This is a genomic window from Ureibacillus thermophilus (assembly GCF_004331915.1).
Classification (GTDB): Bacteria; Bacillota; Bacilli; order Bacillales_A; family Planococcaceae; genus Ureibacillus; species Ureibacillus thermophilus.
Window position 1 is genome coordinate 408,696 of sequence record NZ_CP036528.1, and the last position, 25,095, is coordinate 433,790.

Annotated in this window: 27 protein-coding genes; 1 reads left to right on the forward strand and 26 read right to left on the reverse strand. The window is 38.9% G+C overall.

Translation table 11 applies throughout. The annotated features are described in order from the left end of the window. Positions 1-268 precede the first annotated feature (268 nt). The 18 genes from spoVT to metG all read right to left on the reverse strand — a co-directional run bounded on the left by spoVT (position 269) and on the right by metG (position 19,229). The gene (gene spoVT / locus DKZ56_RS01950; RefSeq protein WP_208651028.1) at positions 269-805 is read right to left on the reverse strand and encodes a stage V sporulation protein T; all 537 of its coding nucleotides are present in this window, start codon (positions 803-805) and stop codon (positions 269-271) included. Positions 806-1,015: 210 nt separating this feature from the next. Beyond that, positions 1,016-4,549 carry a transcription-repair coupling factor gene (gene mfd / locus DKZ56_RS01955; RefSeq protein ID WP_208651029.1) on the reverse strand — a complete coding sequence of 1,178 codons (3,534 nt, stop codon included), beginning with the start codon at positions 4,547-4,549 and terminating at the stop codon, positions 1,016-1,018. Between the two features lie 129 nt (positions 4,550-4,678). Further along, positions 4,679-4,906: an anti-sigma-F factor Fin gene (locus DKZ56_RS01960; protein WP_208651030.1), complete on the reverse strand. Its 228-nt coding sequence runs from the start codon at positions 4,904-4,906 to the stop codon at positions 4,679-4,681. A 74-nt stretch (positions 4,907-4,980) separates the two neighbouring features. After that, positions 4,981-5,538 carry an aminoacyl-tRNA hydrolase gene (gene pth / locus DKZ56_RS01965; RefSeq protein ID WP_208651031.1) on the reverse strand — a complete coding sequence of 186 codons (558 nt, stop codon included), beginning with the start codon at positions 5,536-5,538 and terminating at the stop codon, positions 4,981-4,983. A 306-nt stretch (positions 5,539-5,844) separates the two neighbouring features. Then, positions 5,845-6,468 (reverse strand): 50S ribosomal protein L25/general stress protein Ctc, encoded by a 624-nt coding sequence (locus DKZ56_RS01970; protein WP_208651032.1) that lies wholly within the window; start codon positions 6,466-6,468, stop codon positions 5,845-5,847. Between the two features lie 175 nt (positions 6,469-6,643). After that, positions 6,644-7,603 (reverse strand): ribose-phosphate diphosphokinase, encoded by a 960-nt coding sequence (locus DKZ56_RS01975; RefSeq protein ID WP_208651033.1) that lies wholly within the window; start codon positions 7,601-7,603, stop codon positions 6,644-6,646. Between the two features lie 13 nt (positions 7,604-7,616). Continuing rightward, complete coding sequence (glmU, locus tag DKZ56_RS01980; protein ID WP_208651034.1) at positions 7,617-8,981, reverse strand: bifunctional UDP-N-acetylglucosamine diphosphorylase/glucosamine-1-phosphate N-acetyltransferase GlmU; 1,365 nt, start codon at positions 8,979-8,981, stop codon at positions 7,617-7,619. A 237-nt stretch (positions 8,982-9,218) separates the two neighbouring features. Then, positions 9,219-9,524 (reverse strand): septation regulator SpoVG, encoded by a 306-nt coding sequence (gene spoVG / locus DKZ56_RS01985; RefSeq protein WP_208651035.1) that lies wholly within the window; start codon positions 9,522-9,524, stop codon positions 9,219-9,221. 822 nt (positions 9,525-10,346) lie between these two features. Beyond that, positions 10,347-10,721: a RidA family protein gene (locus DKZ56_RS01995; RefSeq protein ID WP_208651036.1), complete on the reverse strand. Its 375-nt coding sequence runs from the start codon at positions 10,719-10,721 to the stop codon at positions 10,347-10,349. Positions 10,722-10,723: 2 nt separating this feature from the next. Then, on the reverse strand, positions 10,724-11,548 hold the full coding sequence (gene purR, locus DKZ56_RS02000; RefSeq protein ID WP_208651037.1) for a pur operon repressor: 825 nt from the start codon (positions 11,546-11,548) through the stop codon (positions 10,724-10,726). Positions 11,549-11,611: 63 nt separating this feature from the next. Continuing rightward, on the reverse strand, positions 11,612-12,478 hold the full coding sequence (gene ispE / locus DKZ56_RS02005; protein WP_208651038.1) for a 4-(cytidine 5'-diphospho)-2-C-methyl-D-erythritol kinase: 867 nt from the start codon (positions 12,476-12,478) through the stop codon (positions 11,612-11,614). 169 nt (positions 12,479-12,647) lie between these two features. Next, positions 12,648-12,842 (reverse strand): small, acid-soluble spore protein, alpha/beta type, encoded by a 195-nt coding sequence (locus tag DKZ56_RS02010; protein ID WP_208651039.1) that lies wholly within the window; start codon positions 12,840-12,842, stop codon positions 12,648-12,650. Between the two features lie 121 nt (positions 12,843-12,963). Continuing rightward, a complete protein-coding gene (gene veg / locus DKZ56_RS02015) occupies positions 12,964-13,227 on the reverse strand; it encodes a biofilm formation stimulator Veg (protein ID WP_208651040.1) in 264 nt (87 codons plus the stop codon). A 142-nt stretch (positions 13,228-13,369) separates the two neighbouring features. Beyond that, complete coding sequence (gene rsmA, locus DKZ56_RS02020) at positions 13,370-14,248, reverse strand: 16S rRNA (adenine(1518)-N(6)/adenine(1519)-N(6))-dimethyltransferase RsmA (protein ID WP_208651041.1); 879 nt, start codon at positions 14,246-14,248, stop codon at positions 13,370-13,372. Then, positions 14,241-14,807, reverse strand: a complete 567-nt coding sequence (gene rnmV, locus DKZ56_RS02025; protein ID WP_208651042.1) for a ribonuclease M5 — start codon at positions 14,805-14,807, stop codon at positions 14,241-14,243. Before rnmV ends, rsmA begins: the two co-directional genes overlap by 8 nt. A gap of 133 nt (positions 14,808-14,940) precedes the next feature. Next, the gene (locus DKZ56_RS02030) at positions 14,941-16,134 is read right to left on the reverse strand and encodes a G5 and 3D domain-containing protein (protein WP_208651043.1); all 1,194 of its coding nucleotides are present in this window, start codon (positions 16,132-16,134) and stop codon (positions 14,941-14,943) included. A gap of 134 nt (positions 16,135-16,268) precedes the next feature. Next, complete coding sequence (locus tag DKZ56_RS02035) at positions 16,269-17,039, reverse strand: TatD family hydrolase (protein ID WP_208651044.1); 771 nt, start codon at positions 17,037-17,039, stop codon at positions 16,269-16,271. Between the two features lie 228 nt (positions 17,040-17,267). Further along, the gene (gene metG / locus DKZ56_RS02040; RefSeq protein WP_208651045.1) at positions 17,268-19,229 is read right to left on the reverse strand and encodes a methionine--tRNA ligase; all 1,962 of its coding nucleotides are present in this window, start codon (positions 19,227-19,229) and stop codon (positions 17,268-17,270) included. A gap of 365 nt (positions 19,230-19,594) precedes the next feature. On the opposite strand from metG, the gene DKZ56_RS02045 reads away from it, so the two are divergent. After that, a complete protein-coding gene (locus tag DKZ56_RS02045) occupies positions 19,595-19,879 on the forward strand; it encodes a transition state genes transcriptional regulator AbrB (protein ID WP_208651046.1) in 285 nt (94 codons plus the stop codon). Between the two features lie 94 nt (positions 19,880-19,973). On the opposite strand, the gene rsmI is transcribed toward DKZ56_RS02045, so the two are convergent. The 8 genes from rsmI to DKZ56_RS02085 form a co-directional block, all read right to left on the reverse strand. Next, positions 19,974-20,846 (reverse strand): 16S rRNA (cytidine(1402)-2'-O)-methyltransferase, encoded by an 873-nt coding sequence (gene rsmI, locus DKZ56_RS02050; protein WP_208651047.1) that lies wholly within the window; start codon positions 20,844-20,846, stop codon positions 19,974-19,976. After that, complete coding sequence (locus tag DKZ56_RS02055; RefSeq protein ID WP_208651048.1) at positions 20,843-21,106, reverse strand: GIY-YIG nuclease family protein; 264 nt, start codon at positions 21,104-21,106, stop codon at positions 20,843-20,845. Before DKZ56_RS02055 ends, rsmI begins: the two co-directional genes overlap by 4 nt. Continuing rightward, positions 21,090-21,839, reverse strand: coding sequence for a tRNA1(Val) (adenine(37)-N6)-methyltransferase (locus DKZ56_RS02060; RefSeq protein WP_208651049.1), 750 nt, complete (start codon positions 21,837-21,839; stop codon positions 21,090-21,092). Before DKZ56_RS02060 ends, DKZ56_RS02055 begins: the two co-directional genes overlap by 17 nt. A 166-nt stretch (positions 21,840-22,005) precedes the next feature. After that, entirely contained in the window at positions 22,006-22,353 is a 348-nt protein-coding gene (gene yabA / locus DKZ56_RS02065) for a DNA replication initiation control protein YabA (RefSeq protein ID WP_208651050.1), read from the reverse strand. A gap of 24 nt (positions 22,354-22,377) precedes the next feature. Next, positions 22,378-23,193, reverse strand: coding sequence for a PSP1 domain-containing protein (locus tag DKZ56_RS02070; protein WP_208651051.1), 816 nt, complete (start codon positions 23,191-23,193; stop codon positions 22,378-22,380). Continuing rightward, positions 23,186-24,190 (reverse strand): DNA polymerase III subunit delta', encoded by a 1,005-nt coding sequence (gene holB / locus DKZ56_RS02075; RefSeq protein WP_208651052.1) that lies wholly within the window; start codon positions 24,188-24,190, stop codon positions 23,186-23,188. The genes DKZ56_RS02070 and holB overlap by 8 nt, the downstream gene beginning before the upstream one ends. Before the next feature lie 84 nt (positions 24,191-24,274). Further along, positions 24,275-24,715: a YaaR family protein gene (locus tag DKZ56_RS02080; RefSeq protein ID WP_208651053.1), complete on the reverse strand. Its 441-nt coding sequence runs from the start codon at positions 24,713-24,715 to the stop codon at positions 24,275-24,277. A gap of 32 nt (positions 24,716-24,747) precedes the next feature. Then, positions 24,748-25,077 carry a cyclic di-AMP receptor DarA gene (locus DKZ56_RS02085; RefSeq protein WP_208651054.1) on the reverse strand — a complete coding sequence of 110 codons (330 nt, stop codon included), beginning with the start codon at positions 25,075-25,077 and terminating at the stop codon, positions 24,748-24,750. Between the last annotated feature and the right edge of the window lie 18 nt (positions 25,078-25,095).

Genomic DNA, 25,095 nt, shown 5'->3' on the forward strand with positions numbered 1-25,095 from the left:
CGAGCCGGGCCCGCGGAAAGCGTCCCCGGAACGGAAATCAATTTTAATAACATATCAAAAAAGAGGCTGGGACAAAACTAGCTTCTAGATAGGAAAAAGGAGAATTTGAGCCAACTCAAATTCTCCTTTTTCCATTTATCATTTTTTATTGAAAAAATGAAAAACAGCCCATGAAATTTCATTCCAAAATTTCATGGGCTGTTTCCATTTTAGAGGGGGTTTTGTCCCAGCCTCTTTTTAGATTTGTCCCAGCCTCTTTTAGGTTCATTTAGTTTTCCATTTGTTTAGCTAGGAAATTAGCTGCCGTTTCCGCCGCTTTTTGCTCCACTTCACTTAAGTTATGAACTTTTGAAAGCAAGTATACGGCCCCAATCGTGTCACCGTTTACAACAATCGGCGCCACACAATAGGATTTCACTTGTTCAAATTGGCCAGGCACTAATTCAATCGTCGTTTCATTCTTTTCCAAAACAATAGATCGTTGTTTCATGAATTCCTCCGCAAAACTGGAGAGACGACGATTCGTATAATCTTTCTTCGACAACCCTGCGACAGCAATCATTTCATCACGGTCGCTGATCAACGCAGGCGTTCCGATTGTTTCATACAAAGATTCCGCATATTCTTTTGCAAACTCGCCTAAATCATTAATCGGCGAATACTTTTTCAGAATAACTTCTCCTTCGCGATCCGTATAAATTTCCAAAGGATCTCCTTCTCGAATCCTCATCGTTCTACGAATTTCTTTAGGAATTACAACACGACCTAAATCATCAATACGACGAACTATTCCTGTTGCTTTCATCTTTGCTGCCTCGCTTTCTGAAATCTTTATTTCACAGTTAGTATGTTTATTCTTTAACTAAAGTATGCAAAAAATACATGCGGAGGATTTGGAGTAAATAATTTTTATCTCGGCGAAAATTTGTAAAATTATTATGCCCCAAAAATTTTAAAATATAACAATTCAAAGGAAACAAAATGACCCAAAATAGTTTGGGTCATCTTTACAATCTTATTTTGCTTCTTGTTCCACTACATTATTCTTCCTTGCCTTATAAATTATTTCAACAACCTGTTCCAACACATCCAATGGAGCATGTTTTCCGCATTTTTTCTCGTCAATCGTCACTGTTAAAATTGGTCCATCCATGCTGAAGCCAACCGCTTTTTCAAATTTCATCGTTTCGGTCACTACAACGGAGCCATCAACATTTTTTGTACCTTCTTCAGAAAAGACAATGGAAATGACTTTTTGCTTTTCTTTAATGGAAACAATTCCTGATTGCGTTGCCCACGCTTTAATTCTTGCAATGCGTAATAATCTTTCTGTTTCCGAAGGCATATCTCCAAACCGGTCGTGCAATTCTTCGAGGATTTCGTGATAATCTTCCGGATTTTCCATCGCTTTAATTCGTTTATACATTTGGATTTTTTGATAGCCATCAGGAATATATTGATCCGGAATGTACGCATCCACATGGAGAATAATTTCAACTTCCGGTTTTTCTTCCCGTTTTTCCCCTTTCAGCTCCACAATGGCCTCTTCTAATAATTGAGAGTATAGATCAAATCCTACGGTATCAATAAAGCCATGCTGCTGGGCGCCAAGCAGATTCCCCGCCCCTCGGATGGATAAGTCGCGCATGGCGATTTTAAATCCGGAACCTAGCTCTGTAAATTCTTTAATGGCTTGTAAACGCTGTTCAGCTACTTCTGTCAGCACTTTATCCCGCTGATACATGAAATAAGCGTAAGCCACCCGGTTTGATCTTCCCACGCGTCCGCGCAGCTGATAAAGCTGGGAAAGCCCCATCTTATCTGCATCTTGAACAATTAGCGTATTAACATTTGGCATATCCACGCCGGTTTCAATAATAGTCGTCGTTACAAGCACATCGAATTCTCCGTTTAAGAAGCTAAGAATGACAGATTCTAATTGGGTTTCTGTCATCTTGCCGTGGGCGTATGTCACCCGGGCTTCAGGCACAAGGGATTGAATTTCCTCTACTTTTTTCGCCATGTCTTCCACACGGTTATATAAGTAGAAGGTTTGCCCTCCACGCGCCATCTCCCGCTCAATGGCTTCCCGAACCAAAGCTGGGCTATATTCCATTACATAAGTTTGAACCGGGAAGCGGTTTTGCGGAGGTGTTTCAATGACAGAAAGATCTCTTACGCCGACCATCGACATATGAAGCGTTCTTGGAATCGGCGTGGCCGTTAAAGTGAGCACATCCACGTTCGTTTTTAATTGTTTAATTTTTTCTTTATGGGCCACTCCGAAACGCTGCTCCTCATCGACAATCAATAAACCTAAATCTTTAAAAGAGACATCTTTTGAGAGCAAGCGATGGGTGCCAATGACAATATCCACTGTTCCATCTTTTAGTCCTTTAATAGTTTCCGCCTGTTCTTTTCTTGTTCGGAAACGGCTTAATAAACCTACATTAATGGCATAATCCTCAAATCTTGCGCTGATGGTTTCATAATGTTGCTGAGCTAAAACGGTCGTTGGCACAAGAAACGCTACTTGCTTGCCATCCATAATCGCCTTAAAAGCAGCACGGATAGCTACTTCCGTTTTTCCGTATCCTACATCTCCACAAACGAGCCGATCCATTGGCCGTTCCCGTTCCATATCTCTCTTTACTTCCATAATTGTTCGAAGCTGGTCTTCCGTTTCTTCATATGGAAAAGCACTTTCAAATTCCCGCTGCTCATCGGTATCAGGAGAAAAGGCATATCCTTTTTCTGCTTCCCTTTTTGCATAGAGCTTGATGAGTTCTTCCGCAATATCCCTAACAGCGGATGAAACTTTTGCCTTTGCCTTTTTCCATTCCGTACCGCCCAGCTTATGAAGCTTTGGTTCCTTTCCTTCCGAAGAAACATATTTTTGCACTAAGTCAATTTGGTCGACTGGAACGAATAATTTGTCATCGCCTCGGTAGAGAATATGGAGGTAGTCTTTATGGGTGCCGTTTACTTCTAGCGTTTGAATGCCGACATATTTCCCGATTCCGTGATGCACATGGACCACATAATCTCCCGGTTTAATTTCCGTATAACTTTTAATCCGCTCCGCATTGGTCATTTTTTGCGGTCTTGATTTTTTCCGCTTTGTACGTTGCTTAAATAATTCATCATCTGTCACAACGGCAATGCGCTGCAAAGGTAGTTCAAACCCGGCTGTAAGCATTCCATCTACTAAGTAAATCCCGTTTCCTGTCGGCGGCCCAATGGTCACGTCAATCTGATAATCTTCCAACATGTTTTTTATTTTTTCTAAACGCTGTTTTCCATCTGCCACCAATAACACCGTAAATTTTTCCCGTTTCCAGCGTTCAATTTCACTTTGCAAGAGAGAAATTTGTCCATGAAATTGCTGCATTGGTTTGCAAGAAAAATTCAACGTTTGGTCGAAACGAATACCTGTAAACGTGCGCGTAAATAAGTTGAAATAAATTTTCGGCAAGTTTAACATGGAAAAAATTTCTTTCAGAGGATAGGAAGGCTGAACATCATGTACCATTTTTCCTTCTTCAATTAATGAAATGAACCATTCTTCCTCTTCCCGTTCCCAAGCTTCGGATACTTCCTGAATCCGCCCTAGCTCATCGAATAAAATAATTCCTTCTTGCGAAAAATAATCTCCTAAAAATGCCGGCTTGTCGTATAACAAAGAACCATACTTCGTAACATGATTAGGCAGATTTCCTTGTTTCAGCATTTCAATATCGTACTGAATATTTTCATACAATGCTTCTTGTACTTCCTGTTTTTTAACCTTTTTGATGCTTTTGGCGAGCGCTTTTTCAAGCCGCTCTGCCAGCTGAATGCGCTGATCCGCTGTGAGCAATAATTCAATGGCGGGAAGAATCCGGCATTGGTCTATTTTTTTGATGGAACGCTGATCATCCGCTGAAAATTCGCGAATGGAATCTACTTCCGTATCAAAAAGTTCAATACGAAACGGTGACTCTGCATAAGGTGGATAGATATCTAGTATTCCTCCACGCAATGCAAACTCACCTGGGGTTGTTACCATTTGGCTTCGGGTGTAACCCATTTCGACTAATTTCGAAAGCCATTGGTCTATATCAATTTCTTGTCCGACTTGCACTTCTAATAGATTTTGTTTCCATTGCTCCACAGGCGTCATATATTTTCTCATACCTGCAATTGGAATCACATATATGGCCGTTTCTTTTCTTGCCAAGTGATCCATTGTAGAAATCCGCCCTGCCCTTAGCTCCGGTGATGTCACCGTCATATCCGAAGCGATAAACTCATCGGCTGGATAATAATGCACATATTCTTCTCCTGCAAGGAATGTTAAATCATCTACTAACTTTTGAGCCTGCAATAAATTAGGAGAAATAATGTATAAAGGACGATTTAATTCTTTAAAAAGAGCATCGATCATTACAGCGCGTGCACTGCCTGTCAACCCTGTAACCAATTGAGATTTCACCGATTGCTCTTTTAAATCGTTTATTAACTTGTTTATATGTTTTTCTTGAGAGAATAATTGAGTCATTACTCTCATAAGCTGTACCTCCTTCCAAAAGGCGTCCCCATATGGATTCTATGAAACCATCAAAATATGCCGTTCCCTACTAAAATTTATAAATATTGGAAAAGCCTTGGACTGAGAAGCCCAAAGCGTACGCTCAATTTATTGAATCCACTTATTTAAGGCATAGTAATCAGGAAATTGACGCAAGGATTCTTCACAATGCTCGCAAATGCAATGGATCGTCGTTACTCCCAGTTCATCCTTTTCAATAAATTCTTCTATTTCCCCTACTTCAAATAAATGAATCTTGCGGATTGTTTCTTCTTCGTTAAATGGTAAAGTGCCCAATTCAGTATCACAATATCTGCAGCGGTAACGAACAGTCATACTGGACCTCCTTCGAAAGCTAAGTATATTCCAAGTATAGACTGTTCCATCACCAATTATGCACCTTACAAGATTTAATTAAACTCGTTCATAACATCAATAAATTTTTTTGAAAGCCACATTTCACAAGCTTGAACTGCTTTTTCAACCGCTTTTTCAATAATCGGTTGTTCTTCTTTTGAAAATTTGGAAAGCACATAATCCGGCACTTTCATGCCAGCTGGAGGCCGATTAATGCCGACGCGAATACGCTTAAATTCTTGTGTTCCAAGATGCTGGATGAGCGACTTCATTCCATTATGTCCCCCAGCGCTTCCCTTTTCCCGCAATCGAAGCTTTCCAGTTTCTAAATCTAAATCGTCATAAATGACAACGATATCGTCAATATCTATATCAAAGTAATCCATGATGGGCCGAACACATTCACCGGATAAATTCATATAAGTGAGCGGTTTTAATAGCATCACTTTACCTTCTGGCCGATGTACAATGGCATACATACCGTTAAATTTCATGTCGCTTAATGAAACATTCCATTTATTTGCCAATGCATCCACACACATAAAACCGATATTATGCCGCGTACGTTCATACTGTTTTCCTGGATTTCCCAAACCAACAATTAGTTTCATGAAACCATTCCTTTTATTATATCTAATCGTTGCTTATTTTAACACAGAATATATAAGAGTTCCTACATAAAAGAATGAGCAACAATAAATTCTATTCATTATAAAATCATATACAAAAAGGGGCTGTTCAGAAAGTCGAACACTTTCGGAAACAGCCTTACTTCTTATAGTAATATTCTCTTAAAAACTTTCCCTGCGGTGGTTACAAAACGCGCCGCCTCGTCCGCAATTTATCTGCGGCAAAAACTCTAGCTAAAGCCGCAAAGGGGGCGTCTTGAAATGACTTTTCAGACGCCCCCTTCACTATTATGCTTGAGATTCCGGTGCTTCTGTTGCTTTTATATCTTGATTATCGTCATCGCCTTGTCCGGCATCGCGGGCAGTAGCCGGTGAAGTGACTGTAAAGATTGTCACATCATCGCCTTCTATAATTTGATAATCGACTCTATCTCGAATATCACTCACAAAAATTGTATCCCCAATACCTAATGTAGTAATATCAATATCAATTTTCTCAGGAATTTCAGCCGGCTTCACTTTAATTTTGAGCGTATCTAAAATTTGCGTTAATACGCCCCCTTCTTTCACTCCGACTGATTCACCAACAGCATGGATAGGAACATCTACTTCCACTTCCTGCTCCATATTGACGGAATAAAAATCAATGTGCAATACTGTGCCTTTTAATGGCTCTCTTTGCACTTCCTGAATCAGTGCTTTTACTCTTTTTCCTTCCACATCCAAATCGAAAATACTCGTTCTTCCTCTTTTTTGCACTTCTTTGGCAATTTCCTTATAATCGACGGCAATCGGAGTATTTTCGATATCATAGCCGTAGATAACGGCAGGTAATTTTCCTCCTTTTCTAAGTTGGGTCAATTCTGAACGCACACCAGTCTTACGTTTTGTCGCTTGTAATACTGTGCTCATGCTTTTTACCCCTCCTATAGAAAATGATGGACTACCCAATTCTTATTATAGTCCACTTTTTGAAAGTTTCCATTTATTACACAAGCTTTTCAGAAAAGTATGTGTTCTTCACTATTCTGCCCAAAATAAAAAAATGTAGACAAAATCCGGAAAGATTTGTCTACATTTTTTATAATTAATCAAATAATGTACTTACTGATTTGTTTTCGTAGATACGGGAAATTGCTTCCGCCATTAATTGGGCTACAGATAATTGAGTAATTTTTGGAATCATTTTTTCCTCTGGCAATTTAATCGTGTTTGTCACCACTAATTCTTTAATGACAGAGTTTTGGATTCTCTCAATTGCCGGACCTGATAGCACTGGATGTGTGCAGCATGCATATACTTCTTTTGCTCCATTTTCAAGCAATGCATTGGCACCAATTGTAATCGTTCCGGCTGTATCGATAATATCATCAATTAAGATACAAATTTTTCCTTCCACATTCCCAACGATATTCATCACTTCTGCCACGTTTGGTTTTGGACGGCGTTTATCGATAATGGCAATTGGTGCTTTCAAACGCTCAGCCATTTTACGGGCTCTCGTTACGCCACCGTGGTCAGGTGAAACGATTACTACTTCATCTTCTGAGAAGCCTTTTGATTTAAAGTATTCAGAAATTAATGGAACCGCCATTAAATGGTCGATTAAAATGTCAAAGAATCCTTGAATTTGAGGAGCATGTAAATCGAGCACGATTACGCGAGTTGCGCCAGCAGTTTCTAATAAGTTAGCTACTAATTTTGCTGTAATTGGCTCGCGCGCTTTTGCTTTACGATCTTGGCGGGCATATCCATAATAAGGAATTACCACATTCACTGTGCGGGCAGATGCGCGTTTTACGGCATCAATCATAATTAAAAGTTCCATTAAGTGTTCATTCACTGGATAGGAAGTAGATTGGACGATGAATACATCGCAACCGCGAATACTTTCTTCAATATTGATTTGAATTTCCCCATCACTAAAATGTTTTACAGAACATTTTCCTAATTCTACACCCATTAGTTCAGCAATTTCTTGTGCTAATGGATAATTTGAATTTAACGAAAATATTTTTAATTTAGAATCAGCGTATGAATACGGCATGATGGCCTCCTAATTATCTTAATTTTTTTGCATAGTCAATTTTATTTTCTTGTCTAGCGCGAGCAATCGCCAGTGAATCCTGCGGCACTTCTTTTGTAATCGTGGATCCAGCCGCAATGAATGACCCTGTTCTCAATGTAACAGGAGCTACTAAGTTGGAATTGCATCCAACAAATACATTGTCTTCAATAATGGTTTTATGTTTATTATTACCGTCGTAGTTAACGGTAATAGACCCACATCCTATATTAACATTTTTCCCAATCTCTGCGTCGCCTATATAACTCAAATGAGATACTTTTGTTTCATCTCCAATTGTACTTTTCTTCACTTCTACAAAGTTTCCAATTTTTACATGATTACCCAATTCCGCTTCTGGTCTTAAATGAGCAAACGGGCCAACAGAAGTATCTTCTCCGATCACGCTTTGTTGCACTACGGAATGTTTTACAACTGACCGGTTGCCCACTTGGCTGTTAATAATTTGGCTATTCGGACCAATGATGCAATCTTCGCCAATCACTGTTTTTCCTTCAATGACAACACCCGGATATATGATCGTATCGCGGCCTATTTCAGCTTCAATACTAATATGTGTCATCGATGGATTAATAATCGTTACTCCATTGGCCATATGCTTTTGATTGATGCGTTCACGCATTATTTCTTCCGCTTGAGATAAGGCAATCCGATCATTTACGCCAAGGGTTTCATTGAAATCTTCACAGACGTAAGCGGTAACAATTTCACCTTTTTCCTTAAGAATTCCAATTACATCCGGCAAATAATATTCACCTTGCGCATTGTTATTATTCACTCGCTTTAATGCCTCAAACAATGCCTTGTTATCGAAGCAATAGGTGCCAGTGTTAATTTCTTTTTCTAATCGCTGCTCTGGTGTTGCATCTTTATGTTCTACTATTTGCGCTACTTGCCCTTCTTCATTGCGAATCACCCGGCCATAACCTGTTGGATCATCCGCAATAGCCGTTAAAATTGTAGCTTTTGCCTTTTGAGCAACGTGATGTTCGAAAAGCGCTTTCATCGTTTCCGGGCGAATTAAAGGTGTATCTCCACAAACAACAAATGTAACGCCTTCTAAATCACCTAACAATGATTCTGCCTGCATGACGGCATGGGCTGTGCCAAGCTGCTCTTCTTGAAGTACATACTCAGATTTATCTCCAAGTTGTTCTTTCACTTTTTCTGCACCATGACCAACGATTGTTACAATACGATTAACATTTAAAGTTAGTATATTGTCAACAACGTGTTCTACCATAGGCTTTCCACATACTGGATGTAATACTTTGTATAATTTGGACTTCATGCGAGTTCCTTGGCCGGCAGCCAATACAATCGCAAAAATATTCGTCATTCAAAGTCCCCCAATTTCAGCTCATGTTCTCTTATGACTATATAGTAATTTTGTTCGATTTTCAAGGTTGGGTGTTAAGGCATCGCGTCTTCCTCTCTATTATATTTTTTTTGTTTCTGATTTCATATTATTTTTTTATTGAAACTTTATGAAAGTACGAATTTCCAGCTGTTTTTTAACATAAAAAAAAGAAAGTGTCCCAAAAGTAAAATACCTTACTCTTGGGACACTATTATTTTATGCGTTTGCTTCTTCTAATTGAGATTCGCTTTGCGCTTCTGCCTTTTCTTCACCAGCAGCATGATAAGCAGCTAACACCACATCCTGGATTTTGCTGCGTGTTTTTGAATTAATTGGATGCGCAATATCGCGGAATTCTCCGTCTGGCGTTCTTTTGCTTGGCATAGCCACAAATAACCCATTATTTCCATCAATCACTCGAATATCATGAACTACAAACTCATCATCTAGTGTGATGGAAGCAATAGCACGCATGCGTCCATCCGTTTGCACGCGGCGTAATCTTACGTCAGTCACTTCCATTTTTTTCACTCCTCTCTTCTTCTATGGTGCCTCTGAAATATTATGATTCTACAAATCTAAAAAAAAATCCTTCTAGGTTTTGAGAAATTTTCAAATAATTTTTAAGTGTTTTTAATTTTTGTAAATAGACGTTCGGATTCATGAGCATGACATATCGAGTAGGAGGGAGCGATGAACTCCCGTCCTCTCACACCATACGGTTCCGTATACGGCAGTTCAATTAAGATCATTGACGCAAGTTTTTATAACTTCCGTGAATAGCTGTTCTCTTTATGCCAGTGGTCACTCCACGCTCCAAGAGGACCCCCACGGGATTCACCGCTTCCTTCCTCAAGTGAGGTACTACGTTTTCTGTGTTCATCATGACCCACTGAATGCCAAGGGCTATTCTCTCTTAATTGTTCGGTCCTTCTTAGTAGTTCTAAACCAACTAATACGATGACCTCTGCTGACTTCTGACGGTTCAGCTACTTATCACTAAGTAGGTTATGAAGCGTACTTCACCTATCCGCCAGACCTACCCGGGTAAGTACATGCACTTTCACACCATCTATCCGCCTCATTTACTCGATATGACCTTCGACAGAAAGAGCTTTGTTTTGTTTTGCAAACTCACTCAATCATACCTAGCCTTGTATGAAGTTCGTGTTCCTCAGACCGGTGTTTTGCCTCCAGCTTCCTTCACATTCCGCGTCACCACGGACACCCTTGCGTTGAGCTAACCTCTACTTCTGTCTTCGGGACTTACACCCTATCGTTCATGTACATGACGGGCGCACAAAAATAGCGGTGAATTTCAATATGGAATTCACCGCTTATTCTTTATTCAAATACAGCTATAACTTCAATTTCCACTTTTACATCTTTTGGGAGTCGAGCAACTTCTACTGCAGAGCGGGCAGGTTTATGATCGCCAAAATTTGCTTCATATGCTTCATTCATTTTGGCAAAATCATTCATATCGCTTAAAAATACAGTTGTTTTAACTACATTATTTAGGGATAGCCCTGCTTCCGCAAGAACAGCTTTCAAATTTTTAAAAACTTGGTTTGTTTGTGCAACGATGTCTCCTTCTACTAATTCGCCTTCTGGGGTCAAAGGAATTTGGCCGGAACTAAAGAAAAATCCCCCTGCAATAATTCCTTGAGAATATGGCCCAATTGCTTTAGGAGCATTTGTAGTGGATACTGCTTTCATGACTATCTCTCCTTTGAAAAATAATTTCCTTCACTCAATTGAATTGTTCTCTCTTTCTCATTCACAGAATGAAGTTTGACTAATGAATAATAATCGTCGACAAGCGTTTCTCCTACATGCTCTGCCTCCACTAGAACGGCAATGCCTGCCAAAGTGCAATCAAATTCTTCCAACAAATTTTTCATACCATTCATGGTTCCGCCAACTTTCATAAAGTCATCTGTTATTAAAACTCGTTGGCCGCTTTTCATACTACGTTTTGATAATACCATTGTTTGGATTCTTCTGGAAGAACCTGAAACATAGTTAATGCTCACTGTTGATCCTTCTGTTACTTTGCTATCCCTGCGCACAACCACAACAGGCACATTTAAATGTCTTGCAATGGCGTGGGCAATGGAAATACCTTTTGTAGCGACGGTCATAATGGCATCAATTTGCTGGTCTTTAAAAATGTTTGCAAATACCTTTCCTACTCGGTTCATTATACTTGGATTGCCCAACAAATCGGTCATAAATAAATAGCCGCCTGGAAGCAGACGATCCGATTTGCTCAATTCCGAAATTAAGATTTGGATGATTTCCCGAACTTCATCATCTGATACAGTTGGTATATATTTAACTCCTCCGCTTGCTCCAGGTATCGTCACTAATTCTCCAATTCCTCTTTCTTCAAACGTCCCTTTTACAATGGCTAAATCTTCGCTGATGGATGATTTAGCTGAATTATACAACTCAGCAAAATAAGTCAACGGAATTAGTTGATGCGGATGCTCTAACAAATAATGCGTCATATCTACTAAGCGTTCACTACGCTTCCATTTCATGAAACCCTCTCCTAATGTAAAATACGAATATTTTATAGAAATAAGTATCATAATTGTACGTGTTTAGGCAAGTGAATTTCTTTTTCCTAACATGCGCACCGCATATACTTCTTCACAAAAGCCTTTTAAACCATTGTATACGCGATTTAATCTTGATTCGCTTTTGACAAAACCAAAAACTGTTGGACCGCTTCCACTCATTAATGCAGCGTCTACGCCAAATCGCAGCATATGTTCTTTAATAAATCCCACTTCTGGATATACCGAACATGTGACCGTTTCGAGAACATTTCCTAAAGACTTGCACATTAAAGAATAATCTTTCTCTTCCAAAGCTTGGATCATTTGTTTAGTGTTAGGGTGTTCGATGCTTTCCAAATTCAAACCTTCATAAATTTTTGCTGTTGAAACGCCGAGCTTCGGCTTTGCAAGGATTACCCAGCATGTCGGAGGTGCAGGCAAATGTTGTATTTTTTCCCCTCTACCCGTTGCTAAAGCCGTGCCCCCATAAACACAAAAAGGAACATCAGATCCAATTTTTGCTCCTAGTTCTGCCAACGTATCTATGGATAAATTCAAATTCCATAGTTTGTTCAACCCGCGCAAAGTGGCTGCTGCATCGCTGCTTCCTCCTGCAAGCCCAGCTGCTACAGGAATTTCCTTTTCAATATAAATCGTTGCTCCTTCTTCAATTTGATATGTATTTTTTAAAAGCATGGCTGCTTGATAAGCAAGATTCCGTTCATCTTCCGGGACAATGCCGCTTGATGAAGAAATGGCAATTTTCCCGTCCTTTCTTAGTTCAAGCCCAATGCGATCTGCTAAATCAACCGTCGTCATTACCATTTCTACTTCGTGATAGTTGTCAGGGCGTTTATATAATACATCAAGGGTTAAATTAATTTTGGCAGGTGCTTTTATATAAAGCATGTTGATCCTCCTTGCAGACTCATTACGGTAAATTTCTTCCGTATATTGTACCATAATGAAGCTATCACCACAGATGCAAAATATTAAACATATAAGTATTAAGTAATTTCCGAAAAATAAAAAAATGCCAATAGCCCTTTTAAAGAGCCATTGGCAGTGTCAACCTTACTTATTGATTGCTGTTTTGGTTCGCTTGCTGCGCCAAACTTTGTTCAGCCATTTCGATTGCCCGCTTCACCATGTTACCAGCATCTCGGGCTCTAATTCCACCCCAACCTTCCCGTTGGACTACATCATAAAACCCGAGTTCTTTTGCAATCTCCTCTTTAAGACGACTCGACATGACTCCGCCTCTTCTTGCCATAGAGATATTCCTCCTTCAAATAAGTAGGTTGACATTCGTAGTATGTGCAAGTGCCAAAAAAAATTGTAGACAAAGTCGATGGTAAAATCGGCTTTGTCTACAATTTACAACAGGGCAGACCTTATTTTACTGCGAATGATTCGTTATTGTCATCCAAGAAAGTAATTTCCACAGCTTCCGTTAAAATATCAGTGTAGCTATAAGAAACACGTTTACAAGAATTTTCCTTTTGGTCCAGTTCAACTACAAAAACAGCATTGTACGTTTCGCTTAAAATCCCATTGCATTCAACCGTCTTTTTGCGGCCTCCATTTGCTCTTAACCGCAAAGGCTTCCCAATGTGTTCATCCAATGTTCTTTTTATCTCCGCTAATGTTTTTGGCATTTCCGCATACACCTCACTGGATAAAATTATATCGCAGAAATACCATTATGTCAATAAATTAATATATTTTAACAGCATACAATTATTCTTGTCAACTTATTTTTCCGTAAAAAAAGAAGTTTTGTTAGCATTTTCGCAACTTTTAGTGAAAATGCGGATAGAGTTCGTTGGAAAGTTTACCAAATTCTTCTATAGTCAAGGTTTCTCCTCTTCTGGAAGGATCAATTCCGCAGGCTGACAGCGCATCCATAATTTGCTGTTTTTTCTCTTTTCCAGATGGAAGCCCTGCCTGCAAATTGTTCAGTATCGTTTTTCTCCGCTGTGCAAAGGCTGCTCTTGAAACAACAAATAAAAAGTCTTCATCCACCACTTCAATTGGAGGTGCTTCCCGCTTGATGAGACGAATCACGGCTGAATCTACATTGGGCTGCGGCATAAATACCGTTTTAGGTACCGTCATGACGACTTCTGCGTCAGTATAATATTGCACTGCAATGGATAATGACCCGTAATTTTTAGTTCCTGGCTTAGCTGAAATACGGTCCGCTACTTCTTTCTGCATCATGACCACAAATCCCCGTATTGGCAAACGGTCATGCAAAAGCTTCATCAAAATAGGGGTTGTGACGTAATAAGGGAGATTTGCTACAACCATAATATCTTTGATGCCTTGCATTTCTTCTTCAATCACTTTTGCCACATCCGCTTTTAATACATCGGAATGGATAACTTTTACATTCGGATAAGGGCTTAATGTATCTTCTAAAACTGGTATGAGTCGGCCATCGATTTCAAAAGCCACGACTTTTTTGCAATTTCTCGCTAGATGCTCTGTTAAAGCACCAATGCCTGGACCTATTTCAATGGCTCCGCTTTCTTCCGTCAAGCTGGCATAATGAACAATATTTCGAAGGATATTCGGATCAATAATGAAATTTTGTCCTAAACTTTTTTTGAAGGAAAATCCGTATTTATTTAAAATTTCTTTTGTGCGAATTGGCGTAGCTATATCTTTATTCATTTCGCTCCTCCTGATCAATTTCTGCTACCGCTTGTGTAAATTGTTCAAAAGTGATTTGAAACATCATCAGCCGTTTACGAAGCTGCTTTCCGTTGGTCATGCCGATATTTAATATTTCCCCTAGGCGAATGCGGCGATCTTTGGCAGAAGGATGCCCTATGAGACGCGCATCCATTAAATCCGCCAACGTAATCTCTTCTTTTGTTGGCTTTTCTTCTAAAGGTGTATATACATTTTTTAATGCTTCCCGTATATCTTCATCGCTTGCATGTTCAATCCCTAAACTTTTTCCGTTGGCGGCAATGCATTTTTCTTTTGAAAGAAAGGCATGCTTGACTCCCGGAATTCGTTCTTCAATAATGGCTCTAATGCGTCTTCCAGGATAATCGGGATCGGTAAATACAATGACACCGCGCTTTTCTTGAGCAAGTTGAATACGCTGCAGCGTTTCCTCAGAAATTGCTGAACCATTTGTTTCAATCGTATCTGCATTCACCGCTCTTTGAATCGCAATTGTATCATCTTTTCCTTCCACCACGATGATTTCTTTAATTTCCAATGCTGTACCTCTCTTCTACCTTTTATCTTGGACAATTGTACAAAACATCAACCTTTTTCACAAGAAATGTCTGTCTACTTTTTCAACCAAAAAAATATGCTTTCCTGTTCTTCCAGGAAAGCATATAATGTCTTTAATCTAACACTTTAATGCGAACTTTTTTGCGGCCCCATTTATTAGCTTCTTGTTTCGTTTGAACTAGCACATCAATTTTATTTCCTTTGATGGCGCCGCCCGTGTCACCGGCTATGGCATATCCATAGCCTTCAACCCAAACTTTTGAACCTAACGGAATCACATTTGGGTCTACAGCAATTACTTTTAAATCGGAACTGCTGCGCAAATTAATTCCTGCAGCTGATGTGCCGGAACAACCGTCACAGTACGGAGTATATGCTGTGGCAATCACGTAAAATTCTTTTCCGCTTGCACTCGTTCCACGGGATACTTGTGCAGCGACTACTTTTGTTCCTACTGCAACGACTTTTGCTTTCGGTTGTTCAATGACTTTTTCTTCTTTTATGACTTTACTTACAACTTTGCCATTTTCTTTTGTCACTTCATAAGTTCTTGAAACTTTTCCCTTTTTTCCTTCAGAAATAACTTTTTGTTTTCCTTTCAATATGGAAGAATCAGATCTAGTTTCCACTGGAAAATCTATCTCTTCCTCCACTACATCGGTAACTTTTTCTACACGAACAACCGTAATTCGATCATTTGGTTTCACATTGTCGCTTAATTTATTTTCGACACGATCAAATTCATTAAGTGTTATACCTTGTTGCTTTAAAAAGTTAGCGACCGTAGTGGAAGTGGACCACACTTGTTTTTCCTCTGTTCCATCGACAAGTGTTACCTGAAACGCTTTTTCAATGGTGATTGTATCTTCATTACCTATATGTTTGTCTAATGCAATTGAAACTTTATCATGCTCTGATACTTTGATATTTGCTGCCTTCAAAATATCTTTAACTTTTGTTTCAGTTGTCCAAATGGTCTGTTCTTCTCCATCGATGATAATTGTAACGGATTTAGCTTTTACAAATTCAATAACCATTCCTGATTCGATTTTTCCATCCAGTGAATGGGATAACTTGTCATGCCTCGATAATTGGATTTTTTCTTCTTCAAACAGTTCTTCCACTGTGTCAGCATGAGTTAATATGTTCATTTCTTCGCCATTTGCTATAAGTGTTACGGGCTTTTTTGTTCCTTGATACAATACAAAACTAATGACGGCCACGAACAATGCAGCAAACAAAATGGTGACCAGCGAGTGCTGATGCTTGAACCCAAACAGAAGTTTTTTTATGGGACTACTTGACATTAAATAACGCCTCCTTAACACCCGTTGAATTATACGGGCATCTTTAAATTATGTCAACTAATAAAAATTCTCAATTAGTAGTTTCGTATAGTCGAAACCCTATTAATCTGCAGTATTGGAGGCATTTTTTTATTTTATACATTCAGTTTAAACATCTTGATTGCATTTTCGGTCGTTGCCTTTGCCACTTCTTCCACTGAGATTTCCTTCAACCGAGCAATTTCCTCGGCAACTAGAGGCACGTAAGACGGCTCATTTCGTTTTCCTCGATGCGGATGCGGAGCCAAATACGGTGCATCCGTTTCAATCAATAAATGCTCAAGCGGTATTTCCATTGCCACCTTTTTTGGCATACGGGCATTTTTAAAAGTCACAGGTCCGCCTAAACTGATCATAAAGTTCATTTTGATGCATTCCCATGCCGTTTCGACGCTTCCACTAAAACAATGCATGACACCACCGACTGTATGGGCATTTTCTTCTCTTAAAATTTTCACTACATCTCCTGTAGCATCCCGATTATGGATGACAATAGGTAGATTTACCTTTTGCGCCAATCGAATTTGTTTCCGAAACAGTTCTTGTTGAACCTCTTTTGGCGACTTGTCCCAATAATAGTCTAGCCCTGTTTCGCCAATACCTACTACTTTCGGGTGATGGGTCAGCTCTTCAATCCATGCTAATTCTTTTTCTGTACAATCAATTGCGTCGACGGGATGCCAACCAATTACTGCATATAAACTTTCATATTCGTCTATAAGCTGCATTGCCCGTTCAATCGTTTGCCGATCGAATCCTACAACAACCATTTTTTCTACTTTTGCAGCATATGCTCGTTCAATGACTTCTTGTAAATCTTCCTGAAATTGATCTGCATTTAAATGAACATGAGTATCAATAAACATTTTTCTCACACCTACCGTATATTGTATTGTTCTCGCATATTACTGATTTCACAAAAATGTTACATTTCGATTACAAGAAATAGTTTTCATGACATTCTGCCCATTGTATTGTAACAAAATTAGTTATTTCACACTAAACGCCTTTATGAGATACCAATTATTGTATTTTTAAGTTATTTTAAAATAATAAAATGCCTGTTGAATGATTCCATCCAACAGGCTATCAATTTACTTCACTTTTGCTCCATTTTTCAAAGCTGGATCCACTGTAGCGATTTTCAACACTCCATCATGAGAACCAGCTAAAATCATTCCTTGAGATAACTCCCCACGAAGTTTTACTGGTTTTAAATTAGCCACCACGATAACTTTTTGACCTATCAACTCTTCCGGCTTATAATGCTCTGCAATGCCTGATACGACTTGGCGTGTTTCGTATCCTAAATCCACTTGAAGCTTTAATAATTTATCCGCTTTCGGAACCAGTTCGCATGCTGTAACCGTACCTACTCGCAAATCAAGTTTTTGGAAGTCTTCAATGGTAATTTCGGGAACATTTGGCGCTTCTGCTTTTTTCTTCTCTTCTTCTTGAGGTGTTTTTACACTGGCGCGCATTTGATTTCGGATATATTCAATTTCTACTTCTGCATCTAATCTAGGGAAAATTGGAATTCCTTTTTCTACCACTTTTGTTTTTTCAGGAATAACATTTCCGAATTCCTCAATTGTATCCCAAGCTAATAATTTTTCATCTAATCCGAGCTGTTCCATAATGCGTTTTGGCGTTTGCGTCATAAACGGTTGTAACATTACTGCAATATGCCGCAAACTTTCAGCTAAATTGTACATAACTTGAGCTAATTTGCCACGGTTCTCTTCATTTTTCGCCAATACCCAAGGTTCCGTCTCATCAATATATTTATTTGTTCTTGAAATAAATGTCCACAAATCTGAAAGCACAACGCTGAACTGCATTTTTTCCATATTCGCTTCATATAAAGCTTTTGTTTCTTTTGCATGGGCTTTTAATGAAGCATCGAATTCCGTTTCTTCCAAACCTTCTGTTGGAATGACGCCATCGAAATATTTATTGATCATTGAAACCGTACGATTTAATAAATTCCCTAAATCGTTTGCCAAATCATAGTTCGTGCGTTCCACAAACGATTCCGGAGAAAATACGCCATCTGCTCCAAATGGCAATTCACGAAGCAAAAAGTATCGTGTCGCATCCAACCCATAACGGTCAATCAACATTTCAGGATATACGACATTCCCTTTGGATTTCGACATTTTTCCGTCCTTCATCATAATGAAGCCATGGGCAAATACTTTTTTCGGCAGAGGAAGCCCAAGCGCCATTAAGAATATTGGCCAATAAATTGTATGGAAACGGACAATATCTTTCCCCACTACATGCACATCTGCAGGCCAATATTTGTTAAACAGCTCCTCATTGTCTGAACCGTATCCTAAAGCCGTAATATAGTTTGTTAAAGCATCAACCCAAACATAAATCACGTGTTTAGGGTCGCCTGGCACTTTAATTCCCCAATCGAAGGATGTTCTTGAAACGGAAAGGTCTTCAAGCCCTGGTTTAATAAAGTTATTAATCATCTCATTTTTTCGTGATTCCGGTTCAATAAACTCAGGGTTTTCTTCATAATATTGAAGCAGGCGATCTGCATATTTTTGCATATTGAAGAAATATGATTCTTCTTTCAATTTTTGTACAGGACGGCCGCAATCCGGACAATTGCCATCCACTAATTGAGTCTCTGTGTAATAAGATTCACAAGGAGTGCAATACCAGCCTTCGTATTCGCCTTTGTAAATATCCCCTTTATCTAAAAATTTTTGGAAGATTTTTTCAACAATTTTTACATGACGTTCTTGCGTAGTTCGGATAAAATCATCGTAAGAGATATCCAACTTCTTCCACAGTTCTTTTGCAGCTTCAGCAATTTCATCTACATATTCTTGCGGGTGTTTTCCGTCTTCTTTTGCTTTCTGTTGAATTTTTTGTCCATGCTCATCCATTCCTGTCAAAAAGCGAACATCATAACCGCGCAATCTTTTATATCTTGCCATCGCATCTGAAGCTACTGTTGTATAGGCTGTTCCAATATGAAATTTTCCACTTGGATAATATATTGGGGTTGTTATATAAAATGTCTTTTTCTCACTCACCTAAACTGCCTCCATTGTCAACGATATATAGTATTAATTCTAACGATTAACGAATTTTGTTTCAACGCTAACATATTATATATAAAGTTGTCGAAATTTACTAATTGCGGTAAATAATAAATTTCTTGAAACTATTCCTTATTCACACGTATTATAAAGTTAATCTATTACAAATCATACTTTTTTATTAAAAAAAACGAATTTTTATAATTTCTTTTAATATTTTTCAAATCTGTAATGCTAAATAATTGACGTTTATTCCTTTTATTGGTATTATTTTAAACAGACGAGGAATAAATGTCGAATTTTGGCGAATACGAGATTTATTCTAAATTATGACGCAAAAATAGGAGGAAAACATTGTCATGAAATCTACAGGTATTGTCCGTAAAGTTGATGAGTTAGGTCGTGTGGTAATCCCTATTGAACTTCGTCGTACACTTGGCATTAATGAAAAAGATGCATTAGAAATTTACGTAGATGATGATAAAATCATCCTTAAAAAGTACATGCCGAATATGACTTGTGCAATTACTGGCGAAGTTTCAGACAAAAATTTCCGTTTAGCTGGCGGCAAACTCATTTTAAGTCCGGAAGGCGCGGAAATCTTAATGAAAGAAATTCAAGAACAATTAAGCAAAAACAAATAAGAAATAAACTAAATAAAACACACCAAAAATCGACAACCAATAAAGGACAATTTGTAATATCAGCTGGCTAGAATGCATTCTAGCAGCTTTTTTTTTATAAATGATATTGTTTGTAAACTTCTCTTTTTGGAAGTCCCCTTAATTGAGCAACTTCTTTAATGGCTTCTTTTGAAGTAATCTGTTTTTCATTCATGAGCCAATCCACATGCTCTTTGATCGTCATGTCCGCCCAATAAGGATCTTCTTCTTTGATTTCTTCCGCCTCTTCGACCCCATCTAGAATCAGGCAAAATTCTCCTCTTACGTCATTATCCTTTGTCCATTGAATTGCTTCTTCCACCGTTCCACGCAAAAACTCTTCAAATTTTTTTGTTAGCTCTCTTGCTAGCACTATGTTTCGATTCCCCAACACCGACTCGATATCTTTTAACGTATCCTGCAATCGATGGGGCGCTTCGTAAAAAATCAATGTTTCTTTCCGGTTTTTCAGTTGGGATAATTGTTTTTTTCTTTCTTTGCTGCTGCGGTGTAAAAAGCCAAAAAAGTAAAAAGGCTGCGGCGATAATCCCGATGCAATGAGAGCGGTCAATGCCGCATTGGCTCCGGGGATTGGAATTACTGCAAAGTCTTCCTCTATGGCTTTTTTGACAATATCGGCTCCCGGGTCTGAAATGCAAGGCAGCCCAGCATCGCTCACTAAAGCAACTCGTTTTCCTTCTCTTAGCCACTGCAATATTTTTTCTCCCGCTTGTTCTTGATTATGCTCATGGTAGCTGACTAAGGGAGTTGAAATGTCATAATAAGATAAAAGTTTTTTTGTATTTCTTGTGTCTTCTGCTGCAATAATATCCACTTCTTTTAAAATGCGTAATGCCCGAAGCGTTATATCTTCTAAATTGCCGATAGGAGTTGCTACTAAATATAAACAACTGCTTTGTTCATGAATATTACTTTTTTGCGATTTCATGTTTTTCTCTCCCGAATATATTTCATTTTTTCGCTACGTTTTAATTGTTTAAACCCATATTCTGCCCGCATGGCTTCCTCTTTTGTTTCATAAATTTCATAATAGATGCACTTTACCGGCCGCTTTGCCCTCGTATACTTTGCTCCCTTGCCTGCATTATGCTGATTCACCCTTCGCTCCAAATCGTTGGTGTATCCTGCATAGAAAGAGGAATCCGCGCATTCAAGTACATAAAAATAATGTTTATCCTTTTTCTCCATACAATATTTCTCTCATTTCAGCTGTATACTGATTATCGTCGTCATATACATACAGCGGAGGCAAAATTTTTAAATCCGGCTTGCCATCTTTGATTCCTTCAATTAACAGCATATTCGCCTCTTTCCCCATTTTCGGATAGATGAAGCGAATTCTTTTTGGTTCTAATCGATGATTTCTCATGGAAGTGATAATGTCTAAAAGTCTCCCAGGTCTATGTACAAAGGCTGCTTTGCCGCCTTGTTTCAATAATCGGCTTGCCGCATGGACCGCTTCATCCAATGTAAGCATCACTTCATGTCGGGCAATCGTAAAATGTTCGTTTAAATTTTTATCGCTGGATTGTAAATCTAAAAAATAAGGTGGATTGCATGTCACTGTATCATATTTTTCAATGCCAAGAAGTGGTGGCACTTCCTTTACATCCCCATGAATCATTTGAATTTGCTCTTCCAATCCATTGTAATGGATGCTTCGTACAGCCATATCATACAGCCGCTCCTGAATTTCCACCCCAATGATTTTTGCTTTCGTGCGGGTGCTTAAAAACAAGGGTATAACCCCGTTTCCAGAGCATAAATCCACAATCTGCCCCCTGGAAATAGGAATGCTTGCAAACTTCGCCAGTAATACGGCATCTAAAGAAAAGGCAAAAACGGAAGGGCTTTGAATAATCCGCAAATCTTCGGCCAACAAATAATCCAGCCGCTCATTATCCTTTAACCAACTTTCCACGTCTACACTCCTCTTCATGAAAATAAAAGGGGGTGTCTAGAAAGACAAAACTTTTTCTAGACAACTACTTTCTTATAGTAATTTTCTACTGCGATAGTTGAAACAAGTTTCCTCTATCTCGTCGGAAAGGGGCCGTCTCAACATAAATTTCAGACGACCCCTTTTCTTACACATTTTTATTAAAAAACGCCAGACAAAATAAACAGTCTTCCCCTTTACGGGAACTGCCAAAATGCACATTACATACGTGAAATCCTTCCTGATAAAGCCGGGCTAAGTTATCATAGCCTTCTCCAATATCTAAATAGCTTTTCTTTTCACCTTGTTCAGTAGTTTCTGCTGCTTTTGTCAATTCTTCCAATCGTCTTCTGAGATGATAATTTTCTAGTTGAAGTGACTGATACTCTTCTACCATGTGCGCAACAGATTTTTTGATTTCGTTAAACTGCTGTTGTAATGTTTCTAGTTGCTGTTCAAATTCCATTATAGCATCTAAAAAATTTCGGTCCCTCAACCAAGCCACCCCATTAGTTTTAATCTATATCAGATTCTTTTCGCACTCAAGAATTTCCTCCAATGTATATTCAGCCGTACGTTCCAGCTCTTCCAAATAGACTTGGACAACCCTTTCCAGCACATTGATTCCAACAACCGTTCCGACGCCATCGGGAGTAATTGTTGTCTCGCCAATATCAGGCATGCCATCTTTTGCCGTTTCATAATCGTCATTTTCATATTTTAAGCAACACATAAGACGGCCACAAAGCCCTGATATTTTTGTCGGATTTAGTGATAAATTTTGATCTTTTGCCATTTTAATGGAGACCGGATCAAAATCCCCAAGAAATGTTGAACAGCATAGCATTCGTCCGCAAGGCCCAATACCCCCAAGCAGCTTTGCCTCATCGCGTACACCAATTTGCCGGAGTTCAATGCGAGTCCGGAAAATCGCCGCTAAATCTTTTACCAGCTCGCGGAAATCGACTCTTCCCTCTGCTGTAAAATAAAAAATGACTTTATTTCGGTCAAATGTATATTCCACATCTACTAGTTTCATCTCAAGTTGATGCTCCGCAATTTTGACATTGGCAATATCAAAAGCACGTCTAGCTTCTGCTTTATTTTCTTCCACTTGGATTTTGTCCCGATCTGTTGCAGGCCGCAGCACTTGCTTTAACGGCAATACAACATCATTTTCACCAACTTGTCTCATCGGAATAACAATTTTTCCATATTCGACGCCTCGAGCTGTCTCAACAATGACATATTGGTCTTTCTCCAATTGATATTCTCCAGGGTCGAAATAATATATTTTACCCGCCCGTTTAAAGCGGACTCCTACCACATTATACAAAGGAATACCCCTCCTGCAATTTCAGCATTAGCTGTTCCATTAAAAGCGTACGATTCATATTGCGACCGATATTTTGTCTTGCTTGTAATATTGCCTGCATTTGATTGGACAACTGTTCAAATGTTGAAGATAAGGCTATTTCTTTCCATGTTTGAATCATATCCGGATAAGTGCAAGGACTTTCAGGATTTGCTTTTATTGCTACAATATCACGATAAGCTAACAGAAGTAAATCAAGACTGAGTTCTAAATCGCTTTTTTCCTTCACATTTGGAAGCCATTCATCGTATACGATTAACAAGGCTTCGTTGACATTCTTTCTGACAGTCTCCACTAATTTTAACACTGTTTTTCTCGCTAGTGCAAACTGCTCATCTTGGGCTAAAGCAAGGCCTTTTTCTACGCTATTGGTCACTTGGCTGACTGTGGAAGCCATGGAAAAGGTTAATCCATGCTCCTGCAACTGTTGAATTAAAAATTCTTTTGGAATATTTGAAAACTTAATGTGCTGACAGCGGGATTGAATGGTCGGAAGTATCGATTGATATTGCTCTGTTAAAAGGATTGCAGTTACTTGTCCATCCGGTTCTTCTAAAAATTTTAACAGCGTATTGCTGGCAGCAACATTCATTTTATCCGCTTGATGAATGACATAAATTTTTCTTCCTTCTTCTAAACCCGTTTTGGTCATCGTCGATATTAAATCCCGAATCTGCTCTACTTTAATGTATTGGCCGTCCGGTTCAATATGCAAAACATTTGGATGGTTTCCTGATTCGACACGTTTACAATTTCTGCATGTTTCACATGGAACATTTTTCGACGGATTCAGACATAGCATTAATTTTATAAAAAACTTTGCTATTTCTTTTTTGCCCGTTCCTTTTTCCCCTTCAAAAATATACGCATGAGCAATCCGACCTTTTTCAAAAATCATTTGCAATTGTTTCATTACGATGGGCTGCAGTTTTTTAAGTTCATCTACTGTTTCAAGCATTTCCATTCACCTTTTCTTCGTTCAAGATGATGATTTTCTTTAGAAAAAATCCCGTGTCTATTAAAAAGGGTAAAGACACGGGTTTTACATATATAAATTAATTAATAAACCTTTAATTTCGCCGATTTTATCAAGCAATTCAATCGTATCTTTTTCTTCGTCTAAAATATCTTGAGCCAGTTCTACTAATCGGTCGTCAATCGTTTTAATGATTTTCAGCCTTCTACCTTCCCCAAATCGGTTCCAAGTGTGGGACTGTTTCAGCTCAAGACCATATTCAACAGCTTCTTGCAAGAAACGCTTCACGAGCATTTTAAATCGAGCTAAATCGCGCAAGTTTCTAGATCTTGCCACCCGGTCTCCGGCAGTTGAAATATCTCCTAACAACCGCGTCAACTGCTCGTTTTGCAATTTTTGCCCTTGCTTGAAAACTAGCTCCCCAAAACGGTTATTTGTCTCGGTTTGCTGGTTGATTTCAGGTAAATTAGTTTTTATTCCTACCCGTATATCTTGGTTAATTTTCACTTTCTTCAGCCCCTACTTGGCATTAGTTTTTATTAAAAATGGTAATATGCTTCTATTGGCAATACAAACACCGTTGCACCGCCAACTTCCACCTTGATAGGATAAGGAATGTACGTATCCGCATTTCCTCCAAGAGGTGAAACAGGAGTGACCATTTGCTCTCTTGCCCGGCAATTATCGCGAATAATGTCGAGCACTTTCGAAACGTCTTGATCATCTACGCCAATGAGAAAAGTGGTGTTCCCTGAGCGCAGGAATCCCCCTGTACTAGCTAATTTCGTCGCCCGATAATTTTGCTTCATCAACGCATTCGACAGTCGATTGCTATCCTGGTCTTGAATGACAGCAATGATCAATTTCATCCGCTCACTCCCAAGTTC

Excerpts from the sequence above, each read along its gene's own strand:
- spoVT (WP_208651028.1), bottom strand. The coding sequence starts at position 805 with ATGAAAGCAACAGGAATAGTTCGTCGTATTGATGATTTAGGTCGTGTT.
- mfd (WP_208651029.1), bottom strand. The coding sequence starts at position 4,549 with ATGAGAGTAATGACTCAATTATTCTCTCAAGAAAAACATATAAACAAG.
- DKZ56_RS01960 (WP_208651030.1), bottom strand. The coding sequence starts at position 4,906 with ATGACTGTTCGTTACCGCTGCAGATATTGTGATACTGAATTGGGCACT.
- pth (WP_208651031.1), bottom strand. The coding sequence starts at position 5,538 with ATGAAACTAATTGTTGGTTTGGGAAATCCAGGAAAACAGTATGAACGT.
- DKZ56_RS01970 (WP_208651032.1), bottom strand. The coding sequence starts at position 6,468 with ATGAGCACAGTATTACAAGCGACAAAACGTAAGACTGGTGTGCGTTCA.
- DKZ56_RS01975 (WP_208651033.1), bottom strand. The coding sequence starts at position 7,603 with ATGCCGTATTCATACGCTGATTCTAAATTAAAAATATTTTCGTTAAAT.
- glmU (WP_208651034.1), bottom strand. The coding sequence starts at position 8,981 with ATGACGAATATTTTTGCGATTGTATTGGCTGCCGGCCAAGGAACTCGC.
- spoVG (WP_208651035.1), bottom strand. The coding sequence starts at position 9,524 with ATGGAAGTGACTGACGTAAGATTACGCCGCGTGCAAACGGATGGACGC.
- DKZ56_RS01995 (WP_208651036.1), bottom strand. The coding sequence starts at position 10,721 with ATGAAAGCAGTATCCACTACAAATGCTCCTAAAGCAATTGGGCCATAT.
- purR (WP_208651037.1), bottom strand. The coding sequence starts at position 11,548 with ATGAAATGGAAGCGTAGTGAACGCTTAGTAGATATGACGCATTATTTG.
- ispE (WP_208651038.1), bottom strand. The coding sequence starts at position 12,478 with ATGCTTTATATAAAAGCACCTGCCAAAATTAATTTAACCCTTGATGTA.
- DKZ56_RS02010 (WP_208651039.1), bottom strand. The coding sequence starts at position 12,842 with ATGGCAAGAAGAGGCGGAGTCATGTCGAGTCGTCTTAAAGAGGAGATT.
- veg (WP_208651040.1), bottom strand. The coding sequence starts at position 13,227 with ATGCCAAAAACATTAGCGGAGATAAAAAGAACATTGGATGAACACATT.
- rsmA (WP_208651041.1), bottom strand. The coding sequence starts at position 14,248 with ATGAATAAAGATATAGCTACGCCAATTCGCACAAAAGAAATTTTAAAT.
- DKZ56_RS02030 (WP_208651043.1), bottom strand. The coding sequence starts at position 16,134 with ATGTCAAGTAGTCCCATAAAAAAACTTCTGTTTGGGTTCAAGCATCAG.
- DKZ56_RS02035 (WP_208651044.1), bottom strand. The coding sequence starts at position 17,039 with ATGTTTATTGATACTCATGTTCATTTAAATGCAGATCAATTTCAGGAA.
- DKZ56_RS02045 (WP_208651046.1), top strand. The coding sequence starts at position 19,595 with ATGAAATCTACAGGTATTGTCCGTAAAGTTGATGAGTTAGGTCGTGTG.
- rsmI (WP_208651047.1), bottom strand. The coding sequence starts at position 20,846 with ATGAAATCGCAAAAAAGTAATATTCATGAACAAAGCAGTTGTTTATAT.
- DKZ56_RS02055 (WP_208651048.1), bottom strand. The coding sequence starts at position 21,106 with ATGGAGAAAAAGGATAAACATTATTTTTATGTACTTGAATGCGCGGAT.
- holB (WP_208651052.1), bottom strand. The coding sequence starts at position 24,190 with ATGCTTGAAACAGTAGATGAACTTAAAAAACTGCAGCCCATCGTAATG.
- DKZ56_RS02085 (WP_208651054.1), bottom strand. The coding sequence starts at position 25,077 with ATGAAATTGATCATTGCTGTCATTCAAGACCAGGATAGCAATCGACTG.